The 20,509-nt window shown below is 34.6% G+C and carries 19 protein-coding genes and 1 pseudogene; 7 read left to right on the top strand and 13 right to left on the bottom strand.

Features of this window, described 5'->3' with window-relative positions; all coding sequences use genetic code 11:
• Positions 1-7: 7 nt before the first annotated feature.
• The 4 genes from E7480_03185 to E7480_03170 are packed head-to-tail and all read left to right on the top strand — an operon-like array spanning position 8 to position 4,354.
• On the top strand, positions 8-1,324 hold the full coding sequence (locus tag E7480_03185; protein ID MBE6903591.1) for a DUF512 domain-containing protein: 1,317 nt from the start codon (positions 8-10) through the stop codon (positions 1,322-1,324).
• Positions 1,317-2,648, top strand: a complete 1,332-nt coding sequence (locus E7480_03180; protein ID MBE6903590.1) for a ribosome biogenesis GTPase Der — start codon at positions 1,317-1,319, stop codon at positions 2,646-2,648. Before E7480_03185 ends, E7480_03180 begins: the two co-directional genes overlap by 8 nt.
• A gap of 44 nt (positions 2,649-2,692) precedes the next feature.
• Positions 2,693-3,328, top strand: a complete 636-nt coding sequence (plsY, locus tag E7480_03175) for a glycerol-3-phosphate 1-O-acyltransferase PlsY (protein MBE6903589.1) — start codon at positions 2,693-2,695, stop codon at positions 3,326-3,328.
• Positions 3,329-3,352: 24 nt separating this feature from the next.
• Positions 3,353-4,354, top strand: a complete 1,002-nt coding sequence (locus tag E7480_03170; protein ID MBE6903588.1) for an NAD(P)H-dependent glycerol-3-phosphate dehydrogenase — start codon at positions 3,353-3,355, stop codon at positions 4,352-4,354.
• A 49-nt stretch (positions 4,355-4,403) separates the two neighbouring features.
• Here E7480_03170 and E7480_03165 read toward each other — a convergent pair whose 3' ends face one another.
• From E7480_03165 to E7480_03120, 10 genes are all read right to left on the bottom strand, one after another.
• Positions 4,404-4,922, bottom strand: coding sequence for a folate family ECF transporter S component (locus E7480_03165; GenBank protein ID MBE6903587.1), 519 nt, complete (start codon positions 4,920-4,922; stop codon positions 4,404-4,406).
• Positions 4,923-4,935: 13 nt separating this feature from the next.
• Entirely contained in the window at positions 4,936-5,565 is a 630-nt protein-coding gene (locus E7480_03160) for a YigZ family protein (GenBank protein MBE6903586.1), read from the bottom strand.
• Between the two features lie 12 nt (positions 5,566-5,577).
• Positions 5,578-9,870, bottom strand: a complete 4,293-nt coding sequence (locus tag E7480_03155) for a PolC-type DNA polymerase III (protein MBE6903585.1) — start codon at positions 9,868-9,870, stop codon at positions 5,578-5,580.
• Between the two features lie 23 nt (positions 9,871-9,893).
• The gene (ispG, locus tag E7480_03150; GenBank protein ID MBE6903584.1) at positions 9,894-10,946 is read right to left on the bottom strand and encodes a flavodoxin-dependent (E)-4-hydroxy-3-methylbut-2-enyl-diphosphate synthase; all 1,053 of its coding nucleotides are present in this window, start codon (positions 10,944-10,946) and stop codon (positions 9,894-9,896) included.
• Positions 10,946-12,010, bottom strand: coding sequence for an RIP metalloprotease RseP (rseP, locus tag E7480_03145; GenBank protein MBE6903583.1), 1,065 nt, complete (start codon positions 12,008-12,010; stop codon positions 10,946-10,948). Before rseP ends, ispG begins: the two co-directional genes overlap by 1 nt.
• Positions 11,980-13,125 (bottom strand): 1-deoxy-D-xylulose-5-phosphate reductoisomerase, encoded by a 1,146-nt coding sequence (locus E7480_03140; protein MBE6903582.1) that lies wholly within the window; start codon positions 13,123-13,125, stop codon positions 11,980-11,982. The genes rseP and E7480_03140 overlap by 31 nt, the downstream gene beginning before the upstream one ends.
• An 87-nt stretch (positions 13,126-13,212) precedes the next feature.
• Positions 13,213-14,031, bottom strand: a complete 819-nt coding sequence (locus E7480_03135; protein ID MBE6903581.1) for a hypothetical protein — start codon at positions 14,029-14,031, stop codon at positions 13,213-13,215.
• Between the two features lie 35 nt (positions 14,032-14,066).
• Complete coding sequence (locus tag E7480_03130) at positions 14,067-14,795, bottom strand: isoprenyl transferase (GenBank protein ID MBE6903580.1); 729 nt, start codon at positions 14,793-14,795, stop codon at positions 14,067-14,069.
• Between the two features lie 89 nt (positions 14,796-14,884).
• Positions 14,885-15,439 carry a ribosome recycling factor gene (locus E7480_03125; protein ID MBE6903579.1) on the bottom strand — a complete coding sequence of 185 codons (555 nt, stop codon included), beginning with the start codon at positions 15,437-15,439 and terminating at the stop codon, positions 14,885-14,887.
• A gap of 26 nt (positions 15,440-15,465) precedes the next feature.
• On the bottom strand, positions 15,466-16,167 hold the full coding sequence (locus E7480_03120) for a UMP kinase (protein ID MBE6903578.1): 702 nt from the start codon (positions 16,165-16,167) through the stop codon (positions 15,466-15,468).
• 212 nt (positions 16,168-16,379) lie between these two features.
• Between E7480_03120 and spoVAC the strand changes: the two genes are divergently transcribed.
• Complete coding sequence (spoVAC, locus tag E7480_03115) at positions 16,380-16,823, top strand: stage V sporulation protein AC (protein ID MBE6903577.1); 444 nt, start codon at positions 16,380-16,382, stop codon at positions 16,821-16,823.
• Between the two features lie 92 nt (positions 16,824-16,915).
• Here spoVAC and E7480_03110 read toward each other — a convergent pair whose 3' ends face one another.
• The gene (locus E7480_03110) at positions 16,916-17,785 is read right to left on the bottom strand and encodes a hypothetical protein (protein MBE6903576.1); all 870 of its coding nucleotides are present in this window, start codon (positions 17,783-17,785) and stop codon (positions 16,916-16,918) included.
• 89 nt (positions 17,786-17,874) lie between these two features.
• On the opposite strand from E7480_03110, the pseudogene E7480_03105 reads away from it, so the two are divergent.
• Positions 17,875-17,994, top strand: a pseudogene (locus tag E7480_03105) (SpoVA/SpoVAEb family sporulation membrane protein).
• 53 nt (positions 17,995-18,047) lie between these two features.
• Here the strand turns inward: E7480_03105 and E7480_03100 are convergent.
• Positions 18,048-18,335, bottom strand: a complete 288-nt coding sequence (locus tag E7480_03100) for a hypothetical protein (protein ID MBE6903575.1) — start codon at positions 18,333-18,335, stop codon at positions 18,048-18,050.
• Between the two features lie 109 nt (positions 18,336-18,444).
• Complete coding sequence (locus E7480_03095; GenBank protein ID MBE6903574.1) at positions 18,445-19,695, bottom strand: MFS transporter; 1,251 nt, start codon at positions 19,693-19,695, stop codon at positions 18,445-18,447.
• Between the two features lie 122 nt (positions 19,696-19,817).
• Here E7480_03095 and E7480_03090 point away from each other — a divergent pair, with 122 nt between their 5' ends.
• A complete protein-coding gene (locus E7480_03090) occupies positions 19,818-20,504 on the top strand; it encodes a GDSL family lipase (GenBank protein ID MBE6903573.1) in 687 nt (228 codons plus the stop codon).
• Positions 20,505-20,509: the final 5 nt, after the last annotated feature.

The following is a 20,509-nucleotide window of genomic DNA, read 5'->3' as shown; positions in this document are numbered from 1 at the left end:
TTTTAAAATGGCAAAGATAATAAGTATTGACAAAGGCTCCCCTGCTTATAAATCTTCAATTTTAGTTGGCGATGAGCTTGTTTCAATAAATAACAATAAAATAAATGATTTGCTTGATTATATGTATTATTCAAATAACAGCAAATTAACTTTATGTCTTTTATCTAATGGTATTGAAAAAACAGTAAAAATCTTTAAAGATGAATATGAGGATTTAGGCCTTAATTTTGACAACTATTTGTTAGACAAAGAAAAAAGCTGTAAAAACAAATGTGTTTTTTGTTTTATCGACCAATTGCCAAAAGGTATGCGTAGCTCTCTTTATTACAAGGATGATGACGTAAGACTTAGTCTTTTAACAGGAAACTATGTAACACTTACAAATCTTTCCGAGCAAGATATTCAACGAATTATAAAACTTAAAATAAGTCCTATAAATATTTCGGTACATACGACTGACGGTGAACTGCGAGTAAAGATGATGAAAAATCCCAACGCAGCAAAAATAATGCCTATTTTAAAAAGCTTTAATGAAGCTAAAATAAATATGCGCTGTCAGCTTGTAATTTGTAAAGGACTTAACGACGGCGAGGCATTAAAGAAAAGCCTTGCAGACCTTTATGAGCTATATCCTCAGGTGTCAAGCGTAGCTGTTGTTCCTGTTGGGCTTACCTGCCACAGAACAGAGCTTTACCCCCTTGAGCCTATTTTAAAAGAAGATGCTTTGGAAATAATAAAAACGGCCGAAGAATTTTCAAAAAAAGCATTAAAGGAAAAAGGCACTCGTTTTTGTTATTGCGCTGACGAAATGTATATAAAAGCAGAGCTTGATATTCCCGACAATGAATATTACGAAGAGTATGAGCAGCTTGAAAACGGAGTAGGTCTTTTAAGGCAGTTTGAACAAGAATTTCACTATGAATTTGAAGAAATGGAAGCACTGAAAAAAGATGTTCGCTTTTCCGTGGCTACAGGAACATCTGCTGCTCCGTTTTTAAAAAGTTTACTTGACGAAGCACGAAAAAAATGGCATAATTTAGAGTATGAAATATATGCAATAGAAAACGATTTTTTCGGAAGAAGCGTAAATGTTGCAGGCCTTCTTACAGGACAGGATATTTTAAAACAGCTTAAGGGTAAAAAGCTTTATGAAACGTTGCTTATATCCTCTGCTATGTTAAGACACGGCACAAATACATTTCTTGATGATTATACCATACCTCAGCTTGAAAAAGAGCTTAATGTTAAAATAATACCTGTCGACTGTGACGGCGGTACTTTTATTGATTTAATTTATGAAATGGGAGGTAATACTGTTGGCTAAACCGGTTATTGCTATTGTCGGACGTCCTAATGTTGGAAAATCTACTCTTTTCAACAAGTTAATCGGCAAACGACTTTCTATAATTGAAGATACTCCCGGTGTTACCCGTGATAGAATTTACGCCGAGGGTGAATGGCTTAATCGCCATTTTCTTTTAATTGATACAGGCGGAATAGAGCCTGCAAGCGAAGATTATATTCTTAAGCGTATGCGTGAACAAGCTCAGATAGCTATTGATAACGCTGACGTTATTATAATGATGACAGACTTACGTACAGGCGTTACTGCGGCAGACAGAGATGTTGCTGCTATGCTTAGAAAATCTTCAAAGCCTATTGTTCTTTGCGTAAATAAGGTTGACAGTATAGGAAATCTTCCTACGGAATTTTACGAATTCTATAATTTGGGTCTTGATGAACCGATTGCAATTTCCTCTGTTCACGGTCATGGTACCGGAGATTTATTGGATAAGGTTTTTGAATATATCCCTAAAGATGAAAGCGAAAAAGAAGAAGAGGATTGTATAAATGTTGCGGTTGTCGGAAAACCAAATGTAGGAAAATCCTCTCTTATAAATAAAATTCTCGGCGAAGAAAGAGTTATTGTATCAGATATTGCAGGAACTACAAGAGATGCAATAGATGCATACGTTGAAAACAAATTCGGCAAATTTAATTTTATTGACACTGCGGGAATGAGAAGACGTTCTAAGATAGAGGAAAATGTTGAAAAATACAGTGTTATACGTTCTTTATTAGCTGTTGAACGTGCCGATGTTGTTGTTATTATGCTTGATGCCCGTGACGGTGTTACTGAGCAAGATACAAAAATTGCAGGCTTTGCTCACGAAAAAGGAAAAGCTTGTGTAGTTGTTGCTAACAAATGGGATATCGTTGAAAAAGACGATAAAACTATGAATAATAAGAGAAAGCAGATACAAGAAGACTTAGGCTTTATGTCATATGCACCGATTGTTTTTATTTCTGCTTTAACAGGTCAGCGTCTTGATAAATTATTTGAACTAATCAACTTTGTCAATGAACAGACAACTCGCAGAATTGCTACCGGTGTTTTAAATGAAATGCTTGCAGATGCTACCGCAAAGGTTCAGCCTCCTTCCGATAAAGGAAAAAGGCTAAAGCTTTTATATATGACTCAAGCTTCGGTAAAGCCACCTGCTTTTGTTATTTTTGTTAATAATAAGGCTTTATTCCATTTTTCTTATCAGCGTTATATCGAGAACAGAATAAGAGAAGTTTTTGGAATGACAGGAACTCCCATTCATCTTATTATCCGTGAACGTGGAGAAAAGATTGAAAACTAAGCTTGAAAGGTAGGAAAGGCATAAATAGCTTATGTCATTTTGATATGGATTTTTTTATAACTTATATTTTACCTTGTATATATTCTTATTTTATAGGAAGCATCAGCTTTTCTATAATATTAACTAAGATATTATTAAAAAAAGATATCAGAGATTTTGGAAGCGGAAACGCAGGCGGAACCAATGTTGCAAGAACCATAGGAACTTTACCGGGCCTTGCAGTTGTTTTACTCGACGCTTTTAAATGTGTGATATGTATATGGATTTCTCAATTCTTAATTCCCGGCGTAGATAATAAAACATCAATGGCTTTAGCAGGACTCTTTTGTATTATAGGTCATATGTTCCCTGTTTTTTATAAGTTTAAGGGCGGTAAAGGTATTTCTTCCTGCGCCGGCTTTATGCTTGCTATGTGCCCTATCGGATGTCTTATTTTAGTTACTCTTTTTGTTATTATTGTTGCAATTTCACGTTACATATCTCTTGGCTCTGTTTTAGCTATATCTCTTACACCCATTATATCCTATATTTTTATGCCCGAGCAGTATAAGCTTTCCGTTGCAATTATTTTTATATTAGTTGCTGCTCTTGCAATTTTTATGCATCGTTCCAATATAAAAAGACTTATAAAAGGAACTGAGTCAAAATTTTCTTTTAAGAAAACCCAAAAAAACAAATAAGCTATATGAAAGGAAGATAAAAATATGGCTGTTATAAGCGTAATAGGCTCAGGCGGTTGGGGTACTGCTCTTTCTGTTATGTTGTCTAAAAACTCTCATCAAGTTACTCTTTGGTCATTATTTAAAGAGGAAATTGATGCTTTAGAAAAAGACAGAGAAAACAAATTGCTCAAAGGTGTAAAAATTCCCAAAGACATCTTTTTAACAAGTGACTTAAAGGAAATACCCGCTTCTGATGTTTATGTACTTGCTGTCCCCTCTTTTGCAATTCGTTCAACAGCACGTCTGTTAAAAAATATTTTAAAAGAAAATGATGTTGTTTGTAATATTTCCAAAGGACTTGAAGAAGAAACCCTGCTTCGTATGTCCCAGGTTATAAAAGAAGAACTCCCCTTTTGCAAATTAGCTGTTCTTTCAGGACCTTCACATGCTGAAGAGGTTGCAAGAGGAATTCCTACGACAAATGTAGTAGGCTCTGAGGATTTAGAGCTTGCTAAAAAGCTTCAGGATATTTTTATGAATAAAAGCTTCAGAATTTATACCTCTGATGATATAATCGGAATGGAATTAGGCGGTTCTTTGAAAAATGTTATTGCTCTTGCCGCCGGCTGTTGTGACGGTATGGGACTTGGAGATAACACAAAAGCGGCTCTTATGACACGCGGTATTGCCGAAATGGAAAGATTGGGAGTTGCTCTTGGTGCAAAGGCATCAACCTTTACAGGTCTTACAGGCTTTGGTGATCTTATTGTTACCTGTACAAGTATGCACAGTAGAAACAGAAGATGCGGTATTTTAATAGGACAAGGCAAAACCGCTAAAGAAGCTATTGAAGAAGTCGGAATGACGGTTGAAGGATATAAAACTGCCGCAGCTGCATATATGCTTTCTCAAAAGGTAAACGTTGATATGCCTATTATCACTGAAATATACAATGTATTATATAAAGATAAAAAAGCAACAGAAGCAATAAATGACCTTATGCTCAGAACAAAAAAGAACGAAACTGAAGAAGTTTGGTCTTAATAGAAAAAATCAGCCACTGCGTTAAATAACAGCAGTGGCTGATTTGTTTTTAAAGTCTTAATCTTTTTGAAAGCTTAATTAAATAATAGCTCGAAAAAGTTAATACAGGAATCATTATAATTGATGCTAAAGCTCGAGGAAGTGCTATCAAAGCGAAGGATTGACTATATAAAAGAATAAGCCATAAAGTATTTAGAACAAAAGCAATAATTTGAATAAATATCGAGGAGATAAAGCAAATTAAAAGCTCAGAAGATACCTTAGAAAGTATTTTCTTTATAAGCACAGGAACAATTCCAACCAAAAAGTTAGTAAGTGTAAATCCCGGGAAATAAGGTCCTATAGGAAAAACAAAAGCACCTATAAGGTCAGCCACAACACCTGCACCTGCTCCGTAAAGACCGCCTAAATAAAGAGCTGCAAAAATAATAGGAATATATCCAAAATCAAGTCTGATTGATATAACACCTGCTATTGGAATTGTAGTAGGCAAAAACCTTGTTAAAATAATTGAGATAATAGCTAAAATTGCTGATATCGTCAAATTACGTGTATGACTTCTCTTCATTATATAATAACTCTCACTTTTTTATGATTTCAGGTTTGAATTTATAAAAAATATCTGTATCAATAATTGCTTTACCTGCTGTAAGCTCTATAATTTTTTTATCTATCTGAGCCTTTTTTTCGGGCTTTACACAGATAGCTATTTTTATATTTTCCGAAAAATTTGTTTCTTCAATTTGTCCTTCAAATTCTTCAATTAACAGCTTTATTCTTTCAAAATATTGGTATTCAACAACAATGTTATATACACAAAAATCTGTCATTAAAACTATCTGTGAAGCGTAAACCGCTTCTTGAGATGCCGCTGTATATGCTCTGACAAGACCGCCTGTTCCCAATAAAACTCCGCCGAAATATCTTGTCACAACAACTAAAACATCAGTTATATCTTCTTTTTTTAACATATCAAGCATAGGAAGTCCCGCTGTTTTTTGAGGCTCTCCATCATCACTGTAACGCTCTGTACCGTCACGCAGTCTGTAAGCATAACAGTTATGTCTTGCTGAAAAATGTTCTTTTTTTACAGCAGAAATATATTCATTTGCCTCTTCACTGCTTTCTATAGGAAAAGCTGCACCTATAAAACGGGATTTTTTTTCAACAATTTCTGCTGATGCAATTTTTAAAATAGTTTTATATGACAAATTTTCACACCCTTAAAACAAAGACATTTGACTGCTTTTATCAAGACTTGACAAAACTCCTGCTCTTGTCATTGCTTCAATAACTGTTTTTGTAACGTTAGTACGCAAGCTCAGCTCTTCAACAGATGCAAAAGGACCGTCCTCTCTCTTATTTACAATAGCATAAGCCGCATTTTCTGCAACACCTGTTATTGACGAAAGAGGGATTCTTATTTTTCCGTCTTCTATTTTATATTTAACAGCATCTGATTTATAGAGGTCTGCAGGCAGAAAAACAACATTTCTTGCCATAGCTTCTCTTATAATCTGCATAGCGGTATGAGTTGCCGCATCCTTTTGAGAAAGGTCTTTGCCTTGGGCTTCAAGCTCTTTTATTTTAGCTGTTACTGCATTTTTTCCTTCGTAAATAACCTCAGCATCAAAGCCTTCGGGACGTACTGTAAAATACACGGCATAAAATTCCAAAGGCTTATAAAGCTTAAACCAACCTAATCTGATAGCACCCATAACGTATGCGGCAGCATGGGCTTTAGGAAACATGTACTTAATCTTTTTACAGGAGTCAATATACCAATCGGGAACATTATATTCCCTCATAGTTTTTTCGTATTCCTCTGTAAGCCCCCTACCCTTACGGACATCTTCCATTATTTTAAATGCAATTTTAGGCGGAAGTCCCCTATACATAAGGTAAACCATTATATTGTCACGGGTTCCTATAACCTGAGAAATATCACAAATGCCATCTTTGATAAGCTCCTGCGCATTTCCTAACCACACATTTGTACCGTGAGAGAGTCCAGAAATCTGCAAAAGGTCGGAAAATGTTTTAGGCTGAGAATCTATAAGCATCTGCCTTACAAACTTTGTGCCCATTTCGGGAAGCGCAAGAGTTCCCGTTTCACATTCGATATCCTCTTTGGTAATTCCTAAAGGCTCTACAGATGTAAAAAGCTTAAGAACGTTTTTATCTCCCATAGGAATATCATTTATTTTTATTCCTGTCATATCCTCAAGATGCTTATACTGCGTGGGAGAATCGTGTCCAAGAATATCAAGCTTTAAGATAGTATCGTGCAAGGAATGGAAGTCAAAGTGAGTAGTAACTATATCAGACTCAGTATCATCGGCGGGATGACATACGGGAGAAAAGTCATAAATTTCATATTTTTTAGGAACAACTATCATTCCGCCCGGATGCTGTCCTGTAGTTCTTTTTATTCCGGTACATCCGTCAACAAGTCTCTGTTCTTCGGCTTTTGAAAGAATGGTACCCTTGCTTTCTAAATATTTTTTAACAAATCCGTAAGCAGTTTTATCGGCTATTGTGCCTATTGTTCCCGCCTTAAATACGTGGTCGTGACCAAAAATTTCTTCGGTATATTTATGGGCAGTAGCCTGATATTCGCCGGAAAAGTTCAAGTCAATATCAGGAGCTTTGTCTCCATCAAAGCCTAAGAAGGTTTCAAAAGGAATATCGTGTCCGTCGCTTTTCATTTTAGTTGAACATTTGGGACATAATTTTTCCTCAAGGTCAAATCCTGAACCTACAGAACCGTCTGTAATAAATTCACTGTAACAGCAATTAGGGCAACGGTAATGAGGCGGTAAAGGATTAACCTCTGAAATACCGGACATTGTAGCAACAAAAGAAGAACCTACAGAACCTCTTGAGCCTACAAGATATCCGTCCTCATTTGATTTTTTAACAAGCTTTACAGCAATCATATACATAACCGCAAAGCCATTTTTTATTATTGATTTTAATTCCTTTTCCAGACGCTCCTTTACAATATCGGGAAGCGGGTCTCCGTAAAGAGATTTTGCTGTTTCGTATGTAGCTCTTTCCAAATCCTCTTCACAGCCGGGTATTTCAGGCGAATAAGTGCCTGCAGGAATAGGAACTATATCGTCATCAATCATATCAGCTATTTTATTTGGATTTTCTACAACAACCTCATAAGCTGTTTTTTCATCAAGATATGAAAATTCATCAAGCATTTCTCTTGTATTTCTCATATACAGCGGAGGCTGTCTGTCAGCATCGACAAAGCCTTTTCCTGCCATAAGTATTCTTCTGAACACTTCATCCTCTTTTTCAAGAAAATGAACGTCACAAGTAGCAACAACAGGCTTATTAAGCTCTTTTCCCAATGCTATTATCTTTTTATTGATATTCTGCAAATCCTCTATACTGTGAACTTTTCTTTGTTCCTCAGGCACATCTAACAAATATAAGTCGTTACCTATCGGCTGAATTTCAAAATAATCGTAGAATTTGCCTATTTCAACTATTTTTTCGTGAGGTAAACCGTTCAAAACAGCTCTGTAAAGCTCTCCCGCTTCACAGGCTGAACCTATTATTAAACCTTCCCTGTTGCTTTCAATATCGCTCTTTAACATTCTTGGTTGTTTATAGAAGGTATCAAGATTGGAAATTGATACTAATTTATATAAATTTCTAAGTCCTTTTAAATTTTTGACAAGAATAATTTGATGATTATATTTATCTCTGTAGCTACCGCCTTTTTCTTTTAACAAGGCTATAACATTTTTAAATATCTGAGCAAGCATTAAAGCATCATCGGAAGCACGGTGATGATTAAATTTAGGGAGCTTTAAATGGTCAGCAACAAGATTCAACTTAACGCTTTTCATTTCAGGGAAAATATGTCTGCAAATAGGAACAGTGTCTATTTGTTTATTATTAAAAATCAAATTGTATTTTTTAGCAGCGGCTCTTATAAAAGAACAGTCAAATTCTGCATTGTGGGCAACAACAGTCCTACCTGCGCAAAAATCAATAAAGCTTTTAACTGCTTCATCTGCTTTTGGGGCATCTTTTACCATTTCATCAGTTATTCCCGTAAGCTCGACTATTTTTTGAGGAATAGGCTTTTGAGGATTTACAAAGGTGGAGAAAGTATCAAGAATTTCTCCGTCTTTAAAAATAACAGCTCCTATTTCTGTAATAGCCTCTGTCTGAGGTGAAAGCCCTGTTGTTTCAATATCAAACACAACAAATTCATCCTCGTATTTTGCATTAACACTTGTAAAAAACGAGGATATTTCGTCATTGATAAAATAGCTTTCTATTCCGTATAAAACTTTAATATTATTTTTCTTTGCTGCTGCAGCTGCTTCGGGATATGCTTGAACAACGCCATGATCTGTTATGGCAATAGCTTTATGTCCCCATTTAGCTGCACGTGCTATAAGGTCTGTAGGCGAAACAACAGCATCCATAGCTGACATAGATGTATGAGCATGAAGCTCTACCCTTTTTATAGGCTCGTTATCAGGGCGAAGAATCTTTTTGGTAAAAGAAATATCCTTTACCATAATTATATATTCACGTGCATAGTTGTCGTACTCGTAATTTCCGTTTACTATTACTGTTGCACCTTTTTTTATTTTAGAGGCTATTTCGTCTCCATCTGCAATCAAAGGGAAAAGCTTACAGGATATAGAGTTTGTTCTATCGGTAATATTAAAGCTCATTATATATTTTTTACCGTCTTTTGTTTCCTTAGCATCAAAAGAAAAAGTATCTCCGCTTACACATACGCTTTTATCGTACTCTTTAATATCTGCAATATGTATAGGCGCCAATAAAATAGGCTTACCGTAAATCACATTGTTTTTAGCTTCTTCTTCCGAAATACCGCTTTTCTTAGCAGGCTCTTTTCTCTCATAACGCTTTTTGACAACAAGCTTTTCCTGAGACACCGCTGTTTGAACGTTTGCCTCAGTTTCTTTCATTATTTTTTCAAGTTCTTTTTCCTGTTCTTCAAAATGCTTTTCTATATAATCTTTTGTACTGTCTTCTTCAACAAAGTCAAAAAGGATTTTCTTATCAAACATTTGAAAAATCAAGTCTGATAATTTTAAATCAATCTGCGATTGCTTTAAAATGTCTATTGATAAGGGGTTTATTTGTATTTTTAAAGTATTATCAGCTATAAAATAAGAAGAATTTTTAAAAAATCCGTTTATCATAGGAATTTTTGCTTTTGCATAAGTTAAAAACGTTTCAAAAAAATTCTCCTCTTCAATTAAATAAGAAGGAAACTTCGGTGCAATTTCAACCTTTTCAAGAGCATATAAATCAACAATTTTATCGCTTATAATCTTTATATATTGATTACCCACCAAAAAAGGTATTTCCATTGTAAAATGCAAAATTCTATCAGCTGTATTTGCTTTTACATTGAGCAAGGTACAGCTTTCTATTATTTCACGTTCTATATCGTATTCACATTTATAATTCTTTATCAACGAAGAAAATTCTCTGCCTTTACTCATTTGAAACCTCTTCTTAATTATTTTTAAAGTTCTTCTATAATTTTAAAAAGCTCGTCTATAATTTCATTTTCATTGACTTTTTTTAAAATTTTGCCTTTTTTAAATATTATCGCTTCTCCGTTACCGCCTGCAATGCCTACGTCGGCTTCTTTAGCTTCTCCGGGACCGTTAACTACACATCCCATAACAGCAACAGTTATAGGCTTTTGAACGTTTTTAAGCCTTTTTTCTACTTCTTTTGCAATAGATATTATATCAATACAAGTTCTTGAACAAGTGGGGCAAGAAATAAGATTTGCGCCCATTTTACGTATATCCAATGCTTTTAATATATCAAATGCGGCTTCAACCTCGTATACAGGATTATCGGTAAGCGAAACTCTAATTGTATCTCCTATTCCTTTTAAAAGCAAAGCTCCTATTGCCATAGAAGATTTTAATGTTCCCATACGCAAAGTGCCTGCTTCTGTAAGTCCTAAATGAAGAGGATACTTATAATTGTCAGACAAAAGCTCATATGCTCCTGTCATAACAGGAATACTTGAAGATTTCACAGAAACCACTATATTGTTAAAATCAAATTTTTCCAATAACTCAATATGTCTTTTTGCAGCTTCATATAAAGCTTTGGGAGTAACACCGTATTCACTCTGTATATCTTTTGGTAACGATCCTGAATTAACACCTATTCTTATAGGAATATTATTAGCAGTGCAAGCTTTTACAACTTCCTTTACCTTTTCGTCACCACCGATATTTCCGGGATTGATTCTTATTTTATCAATTCCGTTTTCCAAAGCCTTGAGAGCAAGTTTATAATCAAAATGAATATCGGCAACAAGAGGGATGTGTATCTTTTGTTTGATTTTTGAAATAGCATCAGCAGACTCATTATCTGGAACTGAAACACGAACAATTTCACAGCCTGCGTTTTCCAACTGTAAAATTTGCTCTGTAGTTTGTGCATAATCCGATGTTTTGGTATTACACATACTTTGTACAAGTATAGGGTTATTTCCGCCTATGCTTACGTTTCCTATTTTTACAGTATTTTTTTCAAGACGTTCAATTTTCATCAGCCAAACAGCCTCACAATATCATTAAATGTTATAACTACAAGAAGTAGCATCAATGCCGCTAAGCCTACAAAGTGAATAGCTCCCTCGTATTTCTGCGGTACAGGACGCCTTATAATCAGCTCAATTAAAATAAAAACTAATCTTCCTCCGTCAAGTGCAGGAAGAGGTAATAAATTTACAACACCTAAATTAACAGTTATAAAAGCAAATAAATTCAACAAAGACAGCCAACCGTATTTAGCGGCTTGTCCTACCGCTTGCGTTATTCCTACAGGACCCGACATATTTTCAAAGCCTATTGCACCTGTAAACATTTTTACAAATGAAACATAAACAGTTTTAACTATTGCCACAGTAGAATAAAAACCTTCTTTTATTACAAAAAGCGGTGTCTTTTTTGCCCTATATACCAAAAAATCTATATCAAGACCTAATAAGTTTCCTTTTTTATCAACAGTTAATTTCGGAAATTTAACATTTTCTAAAACAACTTCTTTTCCGTCACGTAGTACGGTTACATCTACAGCTTCTTTTCCTGCAAGAGTAAGTGTAAAAGAAATATCTGAATAAGTATTTATTTTAGTGTTATCAATTTTTTTGATGGTGTCATTTACTTGTAATCCGCAAGTGTTGGAAATTGCATTATCAGTAAAACCACCTATTTGAGTTGAAGCTACATTGGGGCTGAAAATAGTTATTCCAAGCATAACAATAAAGCCAAGTAACAGATTTAAAACAGCGCCTGCAGCAACAATTATAAATTTTTTATAAGGAGCTAAATTAACAAAAGCTCTGGGATTGTCGCTTTCTTCGTCCTCACCTTCCATCTTTACATATCCGCCTATAGGGAAAAGACGTATTGAATAAAGAGTTTCTTTTCCTTGTTTTTTAAATAAACAAGGACCCATTCCTATAGAAAAATCATTTACTTTTACATTAAATGCTTTGGCGGCTAAAAAATGTCCGCCTTCGTGTACTAAAACAAGTAAGCATATTATAATAATAAAATAAATAACCGACACTGTTTTTATCACCCTTTGATAAGTTTTTCTCTCACTAATGCATCTGTATTAATTATATCATCAAGATTAGGATTTAATACTGTTTTATGCTCATTAAATACTTTTTCTACAATATCAAAAATTTCCAAAAAGCTTATTTTTCCTTTTAAAAACCAATCAACAGCAACCTCATTTGCCGCATTAACTGCGCAAGGTAAGCTTCCGCCCACCTCTATTGATTTCATACAGATAGGCAAAAGACGGAAGGTTTCTGTATCAGGCTTATGGAAAGTAAGAGTATTATAATCTGTAAAGCTTAATGGCTTTACTGTTGTTTTTAATCTTTCGGGATAAGTTAAAGCATATTGAATGGGTATTGTCATATCGGGATATCCCATTTGAGCAATAACCGAGTTATCGCAAAATTCCACCATAGAATGAATAACGCTTTGACGATGTATAACAATGTCTATTTGGGAAGACGCAACATTAAAAAGCCAATACGCTTCTATAAATTCGAGGCCTTTATTCATCAGGGTTGCGCAGTCAATAGTAATTTTTTTGCCCATATTCCAATTTGGATGATTAAGGGCAAACTCCGGAGTAACGTCTTTGAGCTGCTCAATATTTTTTCCGAAAAAAGCACCGCCTGATGCTGTTAAAATTATTTTTTTGATTTCCTTTGATAAATTATTACAGCCTTGTAAGCATTGAAAAATAGCGCTATGCTCACTGTCAACAGGTAAAATATCAACACCGTATTGTTTTGCTAAAGCTGTTATAACATTTCCTGCTGTTACTAGAGTTTCTTTATTGGCAAGAGCAATATTTTTTTTGGCTTTGATAGCGGCTACAGTAGGCAATAATCCAATTATTCCGACAACAGAGGTAACAACCGTTTCTGCACTTTCTTCCGTAGCAGCGGCAATAAGACCTTCCATTCCCGAATAAACCTTTGTATCTGTGTCAGCAACTGCGGCTTTAAGAAGCTTTGCATTTTTTTCGTCAAACACAGCAGCAATAACAGGCTTAAATTCTCTTATCTGCGCTTCTAAAAGCTCGATATTGGAATTAGCAGTTAATGCTGATACCTTTATTCCCAAATGACGCGCTACATTTAAAGTTTGTGTCCCTATAGAGCCGGTAGAGCCTAAAATAGAAATTACTTTAACCATATTATATATAAATAGAATAAAGCTCTTCCGTAACAGCTTTACTGCAATACGAAAGAAGCTTCAGCCTATCCTGCCTTTCATAAAATTTTAAACAGGAAAAATTAAATCAATTTTCGAGAAAACAACATATAAAAACGGTGCTACGAATAAAACACTGTCAAACCTGTCCATAACTCCCCCGTGTCCCGGAAGCAACGTACCAAAATCCTTAACCTTAAAGGTACGCTTGATAAGAGATGCAGAAAGGTCTCCAAACTGAGCTACAACAGATGTTACAGCTCCCAAAATTGCAAAGCCTATATAATTAGTTTTTACATTAAAGAATGTACTCATTATAAAAGCAGTCAGTAAAAAACACAATGCACAAACAAAAACTGCACCGATAGCGCCTTCAATAGATTTTTTAGGGCTTATTTTTTCAATAAGCTTATGTTTTCCTAAAGCGCTTCCTACAAGATATGCTCCAGTATCCGTTGTCCATGCGCCTACGAATACAAAGAAAATTAAAAATTCGCCTAATTCCATTCTTCTTATGAAAATCAGCGTTGAAAAGAAATAAGCATATACAGAGGTTAAAAATAAAGAAATAGTAATATGTTCTAATGAATATTTTCCAAAATGAATCATTCCCAATGTGAAAATACATATAGCAATGAAAATAACGCCGCCTGTAAGGCTTCGTCTTCCCAATTCAGGAAGAAATTGCATTACTGCTGCTATCGTTGCTGCAACTATAAAAAGAGGCTTTCCCTCAATATATTTAGTTGAAATAAGCAATTCATAAGTAGCAATAACAGCCAAAACCGCAACAACTGCATTAAGCAAAAAAGGAATATTAGAAAATATAAGCAACGGAACAAAAAACAATATTATAAATATTGAAGATATTAAACGTTGTTTAAACATATATAAAAGCCTTTCTAAGAAAAAATAAAAGGATTTTAAGCGCCGTATCGTCTATCTCGGTTGTTAAAATCGGAAATTGCTTTTTCTAAATGCTTTTCGGTAAAATCAGGCCAAAGTATTTTATTAAACCAAAACTCAGAATAAGCGCTTTGCCAAAGTAAAAAGTTTGAAAGCCTTATTTCCCCGCTTGGTCTTATTACAAGGTCAGGGTCGGGAATTTGAGCTGTATAAAGCTTTGAATTCAGAATATTTTCATCGACCTCTGAAATATCAATCTTTCCGTCAAGCACTTCCTGAGCAACAAGCTTAGCCGCATTTGCTATCTCCTGACGTCCTCCGTAATTGATAGCAATATTAAGCTGTAAACCCGTTCTGTTTTCTGATTCTTTTTCACACTTTATCATTTTATCAATTAAGTGTTGAGAAAGCTTTGACTTATCACCGAGAAAAACGATTTTAGAATTTTTATTCTTGTAATCGTTCATCATTTCATCCAGGTAATTGTCAAACAGCTTCATAAGAGCGTCTACCTCTTCTTTGGGACGCTTCCAATTTTCAGTGGAAAAAGCATAAACAGTCAAGTATTTAATGCCGAGCTTTTCACAGTGTGCAACAATTTTACGCAAAGTTTTAGCGCCTTCTGAATGACCGTAGGAACGGGCAAGTCCTCTTTTCTTTGCCCATCTTCCGTTGCCATCCATAATAATTGCTATATGCTCGGGTATTTTAGAAAGATTAAGCTGATTTTTCTTAAATAAATCCATTAGCAATTTTCCATTCCGATAATAAATTGTTCTTTTAAAACACAATTTCCCGACCAAACGCGGTCGGGTTTTGTGTAGTAATTAATAGGTTAAATAGACATAAGCTCTTTTTCTTTTTTCTCTGCAACGGTATCAACGTTCTTGCAGAATTTATCAGTAGCATCCTGAACATTCTTTTCGCAATTCTTCAAATCATCTTCTGTGATTTCGCTCTTCTTTTTCATAGCCTTATAAACTTCGATAGTATCACGTCTGATGTTTCTGATAGATACCTTACATTCTTCAGCGTATCTCTTAACATCTTTAACGAGCTCTTTTCTGCGCTCCTCTGTTAATGCAGGGAAAACAAGACGAATAATCTTACCGTCGTTAGTAGGATTAATACCTAAATCAGAAGCTAAAATAGCTTTTTCAATTTCTTTTAAAATTGAAGGGTCCCAAGGTGAAATAGTGAGCATTCTGGGCTCGGGAACTGCAATAGCAGCCACCTGATTTATAGGTGAAGGTGTACCAAAATATTCAACTGTTATTTTATCAAGTACAGCAGCGTTAGCTCTGCCGGCACGAATTGTTGCCAACTCACTCTCCAAAGCCGCTATTCTTTTTGACATTTTGCTTTCACAATCTTGTAATGTTGCTTTCATAATATCTATCCTTTCAAATCAAATAATTAGCTTACAATTGTTCCTATCTTTTCGCCGGAAATTGCTTTAATAATATTTTCACCATTTCCTAACGCAAAAACAAGAATCGGAATTTTATTATCCATACAAAGAGATGTGGCAGTACTATCCATAACACCCAATCCCCTGTTAAGAACATCAATATAATTTAATTCGTTTAATTTTTCTGCTGAGCTGTCTTTTTCAGGGTCAGCAGTGTAAACACCGTCAACCTTTTTAGCAAGCAAAATAATATCTGCTTCTATTTCTGCTGCACGCAAAGCTGCAGCGGTATCTGTTGAGAAGAAGGGATTTCCCGTTCCGCAAGCAAAGATTACTACATAGCCTTTATTAAGATGCGACACAGCTTTATTTCTGATATAAAATTCGCTTATTTGATTCATAGCAATAGCAGTTTGCACTCTTGTAGGAATATTATATGATTCAAGAGCATCCTGTAATGCAAGAGAATTCATAACGGTTGCAAGCATACCCATATGGTCTGCTCTTGTTCTGTCCATACTACCGCCGCTTCTTCCTCTCCAGAAGTTGCCGCCGCCTACAACGATACCGACTTGAACGCCCATATCAACACAAGCTTTTATATGCTTACAAACGCTTGCAAGAACGTCAAAATCAATACCAACCTTTTTGTCTCCCGCTAAAGCTTCTCCGCTTATTTTTAAAAGGACACGTTTATATTTTGCCATTTCAAACTTAACCCCTTTATCATAAATAATTTCGACTGATAAACTATTTATAATATTATATATTATATATACAAAAATTTCAAGTCATAATAAGGTAATTTTTTAAAGAAATTGTTAAATTGATTTATATTTTTTAAAAATATTTTTAGATCCTTATTTTTTTATAAAAAAGGGATAGAATATTTATATACTGTGAAAAAGAAGGTATTAAAATGAACATATCAGATCAACAATATAAAACCCTTTATGAAAAAAAGACAAAAAATTCTCCTATGCTTAAAAATATTATTATAGCCGCTGTAGTCGGTGGGCTTATATGTTGTATAGGTCAAGCCATAACAGACCTATGTAAAAGTATGGGGCTTGAAAAAGAGCTTGTTTCAAACATAACGCCTTCGACTATGATTTTTTTAGGCATTTTATTTACAGGTATAGGTGTTTATGACAGATTAGCAAAATACGCAGGCGCAGGAACATTAGTACCTATAACAGGCTTTGCCAATGCCGTATCAAGTGCAGCAATAGAATTTAAAGCTGAAGGATTTATTTTCGGTGTCGGCGCAAAAATGTTTACAATAGCCGGACCGGTGATTGTGTATGGTGTGAGCGCGAGTGTGGTGTATGGGTTGATTTATTGGATCACAACCTTGTTCTAGATTATTATTTATTCTTTATTCAATATTCTTTATTATTTAAAAGAATAAAGAAAATAGGAAGGCTTGACCAATCGGTCAAGCCTTTTTATGTATCAAAAAGTGTCTGCTTTTAAACCTGTGATGTCTTCAATTACAGGAAGTTCGTAGCAGGGGATATAAATTCCCCACAAGTCGTTATTGTATACAAATTCTAGTATATGGTAGCTTTTGCAAATAATACAACCATAGTTATCTTCACTTAACTTATATTGCTTGTATATTCCTTTGTTAAATTCTTCGTCTTTATTCCATTCCATAATACGAATGGTTTTCTTAATAGATTTGATTGCTTTTATTGCGGATAACGGAATAGCATATTTCCCTTCTAAATTGGCTAAATATAGATTTTCGGAATCTTTAAAAATGTGAAAAATCGGATTGATATAAGGTGCGATTTGCAAACCTTTCTCACAAACCTTAATGTTGTCGCCTTTTACTTTATAAAAGAATGACAAAATATCAATCTCTTTTGAATCTTGAGGAACTTTCAAATCAGCAAGAATGGCATCGCAGGTTTTATCTAAATGATTGAATACCTGAGAACTTTCTTCCGTTTCCAAAACGTTCTTTTCTTTGCGCACACTTATCAGTTTAAGAAGTGCCCAAGCCACCAAACAAGCACCTCCAAGCCAAAATAGCCACGAAGCATTTTGATATGCTTCAGCGAGCGTAACGCCGTCTTCTCCGCCTAAAGCTTTTAGTATACCGATGGCAACAAGAGCTCCCACTGCTCCACATATCCAATGTCCAATTCGTATAGGAAGCGGCAGTTTGCTTTTTTCGATTGTTTCCTCAACATTTTCTGAAGAAGATTCAAGAGATTGTGTTAGAGATAAAGTTGGTTTCGATACTACAAATTCTTCACAATTCATTTGTTCGTTTTTCTTGTTTGTTGTCAGGTCAATTCCTAAAAACGGTTTCATATAAATCTCTCCTTTATTTCATTATACCACACCGCTGATTTAATGTAAATATTTTTGCAAAATCACTGTGTCCTATATTGACAGCAGCAGAAGGCTTTATTTTCGGTGTCGGCGCAAAAATGTTTACAATAGCCGGACCGGTGATTGTGTATGGTGTGAGCGCGAGTGTAGTGTATGGGGTTATTTATTGGATTACAACCTTATTCTAATCAAAAAGGCTTGACCGAATCGGTCAAGCCTTTTATACTATCATTGAATTGTTTTATAACAACTTCCATTCACTTTCTTTGCTTTCTCTAACTGCAGTCTGCCCGCATTTGATACTTGATACTTTGTTAACACTTGGATCAATATTAACAATCTCTTGTAGAGCAATTATACGGGCATCTTTGGTTATGTGATTCTCTCCGCAAAGAAATTGCCAGTCTTCTTCATCATCGTGATTAACATATAAAATCGGTTTGTTTTCCTCAATAATATGACAACAGGTAAAAACTGCCTGTTTTTTAGAATCTTTGAATTTATGCTTCTTAAAAAACTTATCAAACATCCACGCCATCTCACTTTATTTCATTATACCGCACCCTGTTATAGTGTATGGTAACTCTACATCGATAATTTATAAATTATTTTTTATCAACTTTGTTTTAACGAAAAATTTAAAATTTAGTGTTTTTAGAAAAATGTTTTTTTATACATATTAGAACAATAATGCCTAACAATGGAAACAATGAAGCAACGAGCATACCGGTCTTCATTCCGACTTGTTCGCAAGTAAGAGAAAGGGCTTCTCCTACTTTTATAGCAAAATCACTTTCTGAAACCGTATCTATTACAATTCCTATTGCTTGAGGTGCAATAGAACTACCAAAATCTCCGCCTGCCGCCATCAAAGCGTATGCAACTATTCCGGGATTAACAAATTTTTCTTCAAGTAAAATCAAAGTTCCCGGCCACAGCATAGAGGTAAATAAGCCTGTAAATACACAAGCCAATATACAGAGTATATTATTTGCAGAAACGCCTGCAATTATATAGCAAAGAGTTGCGCCAATCATACTGCAAAGCAATACTGTAGAAATATTTTTGCCGTATTTAGCGTACGTTGTTCTGCCAATGCCTAAAAGAATTGCAAATACAGCCATACCTAAAACGTCTCCTACAGTTTTAGGTATTTCAAGAGCATTTTCCATATAACCCGAAACCCAATTTGTCATTATATTTTCTGCGGCACCGCCAAAGAAAATACAAAGAACACACAGAGTAAGTCCGATATTTTTGCTTTTAACAGAATTAGAATTTGAATTATTAGAAATATTAAGCTCCGGCAAAGGAGATATTGAAAAAAGGATAAAAGAAATTATGGGAAGCAGTGCCCAGAAAATAGTCAAATACATCCATTTAGCTGTACCGAATATCATAAAAAACACAGTGCTAATAACAATAACCGCCACCACTCCATAAGCATAAAGCGAATGAAGCATACTCATATCCCTTTCGGGATTATCTGAAGGCAAGGCGGCAACTATCGGGCTTAAAAACACCTCACAAAGACCTGAGGTTACAGAAAAAACCACCGTACCGATAAGCAATCCTATATAAGCATATTGCGGAAACAACGTAGGAATTAAAGCATAAATCAACAAGCCTATAGCAGTAAATAAAGGCATTATTTTAATAACCTTATGTATATTAAAATATTTCGAAAAAAAGCTAAAAACTAAATCTACGGCTAATTGTGTACAAAAATTAACCAACACTAACGTACCAAGCAAAGTATAGGAAACACCATACGTCTCTCTAAAGGTTACAAAAAGCAATGGCGGTAAAGAAAAAACAGTTGACATTGCTAAATAAGTAAAATAACAAGTATATTTAGTTCTTTTGAAATTGTTGCTTTTAATAGACATTTTTTTCTCCTGCAAAAAATTTGAATAAATTATAACATATTCTTAAATCTAAGTAAATACAAAAATTGACATATTTAGATAATTAATATATAATATTTTAAATAAATAAAGTAGGTGCATTTATGAAAATTATAGATAAGCTTAATATGGATTACGAAGGTCTTGTAAAAAACGGACCTATTACTATTGTTTGTTTTGGCGACAGCGTTACTCACGGATTTTTAGTTGCCGATGAAATAAATTATGAAACTGTTTATTGGAATCGTTTGCGTCAAAAAATAAACGAGGTACGAAATTATATACCTGTTAATGTTATTGACGCAGGAATAGGCGGAATAACTGCTAAGGCTTCATTAGAAAGAATGGAATCTCAAGTATTTTCCCATAAACCTGACCTTATAATTATCTGTTTTGGGTTAAACGATGTAAACGGCACTCTTGAAGAATATCTCGATTCATTAGGTATTATATTCGATAGATGTAAAGAGTGTGATATTGATGCAATATTTATGACTCCTAATATGTTAAATACATATGTAGCTGACGATACAGAAGAATGTCATCTTGATTACGCTGCTGTAACAGCTCAATTTCAAAACAGCGGTAAAATGGATACTTTTATGGATGCTGCCTGCAAATTAGCTTTTGAAAAAGGTATTACTGTTTGCGATTGTTATTCAAAATGGAAAGAAATAAGCAAAACTCAGGATACTACGATGCTTCTTGCAAACAGAATAAATCATCCCACTAAAGAAATGCACAAATTATTTGCCAATTCATTATTTGATACAATATTTAAAAACAGCTGATTTTT

Source organism: Oscillospiraceae bacterium, from assembly GCA_015067255.1.
Taxonomy (GTDB): Bacteria; Bacillota; Clostridia; order Oscillospirales; family SIG519; genus SIG519.
Note: the sequence above shows the minus strand (reverse complement) of the source record. Positions and strands in the feature narration are given on the sequence as shown.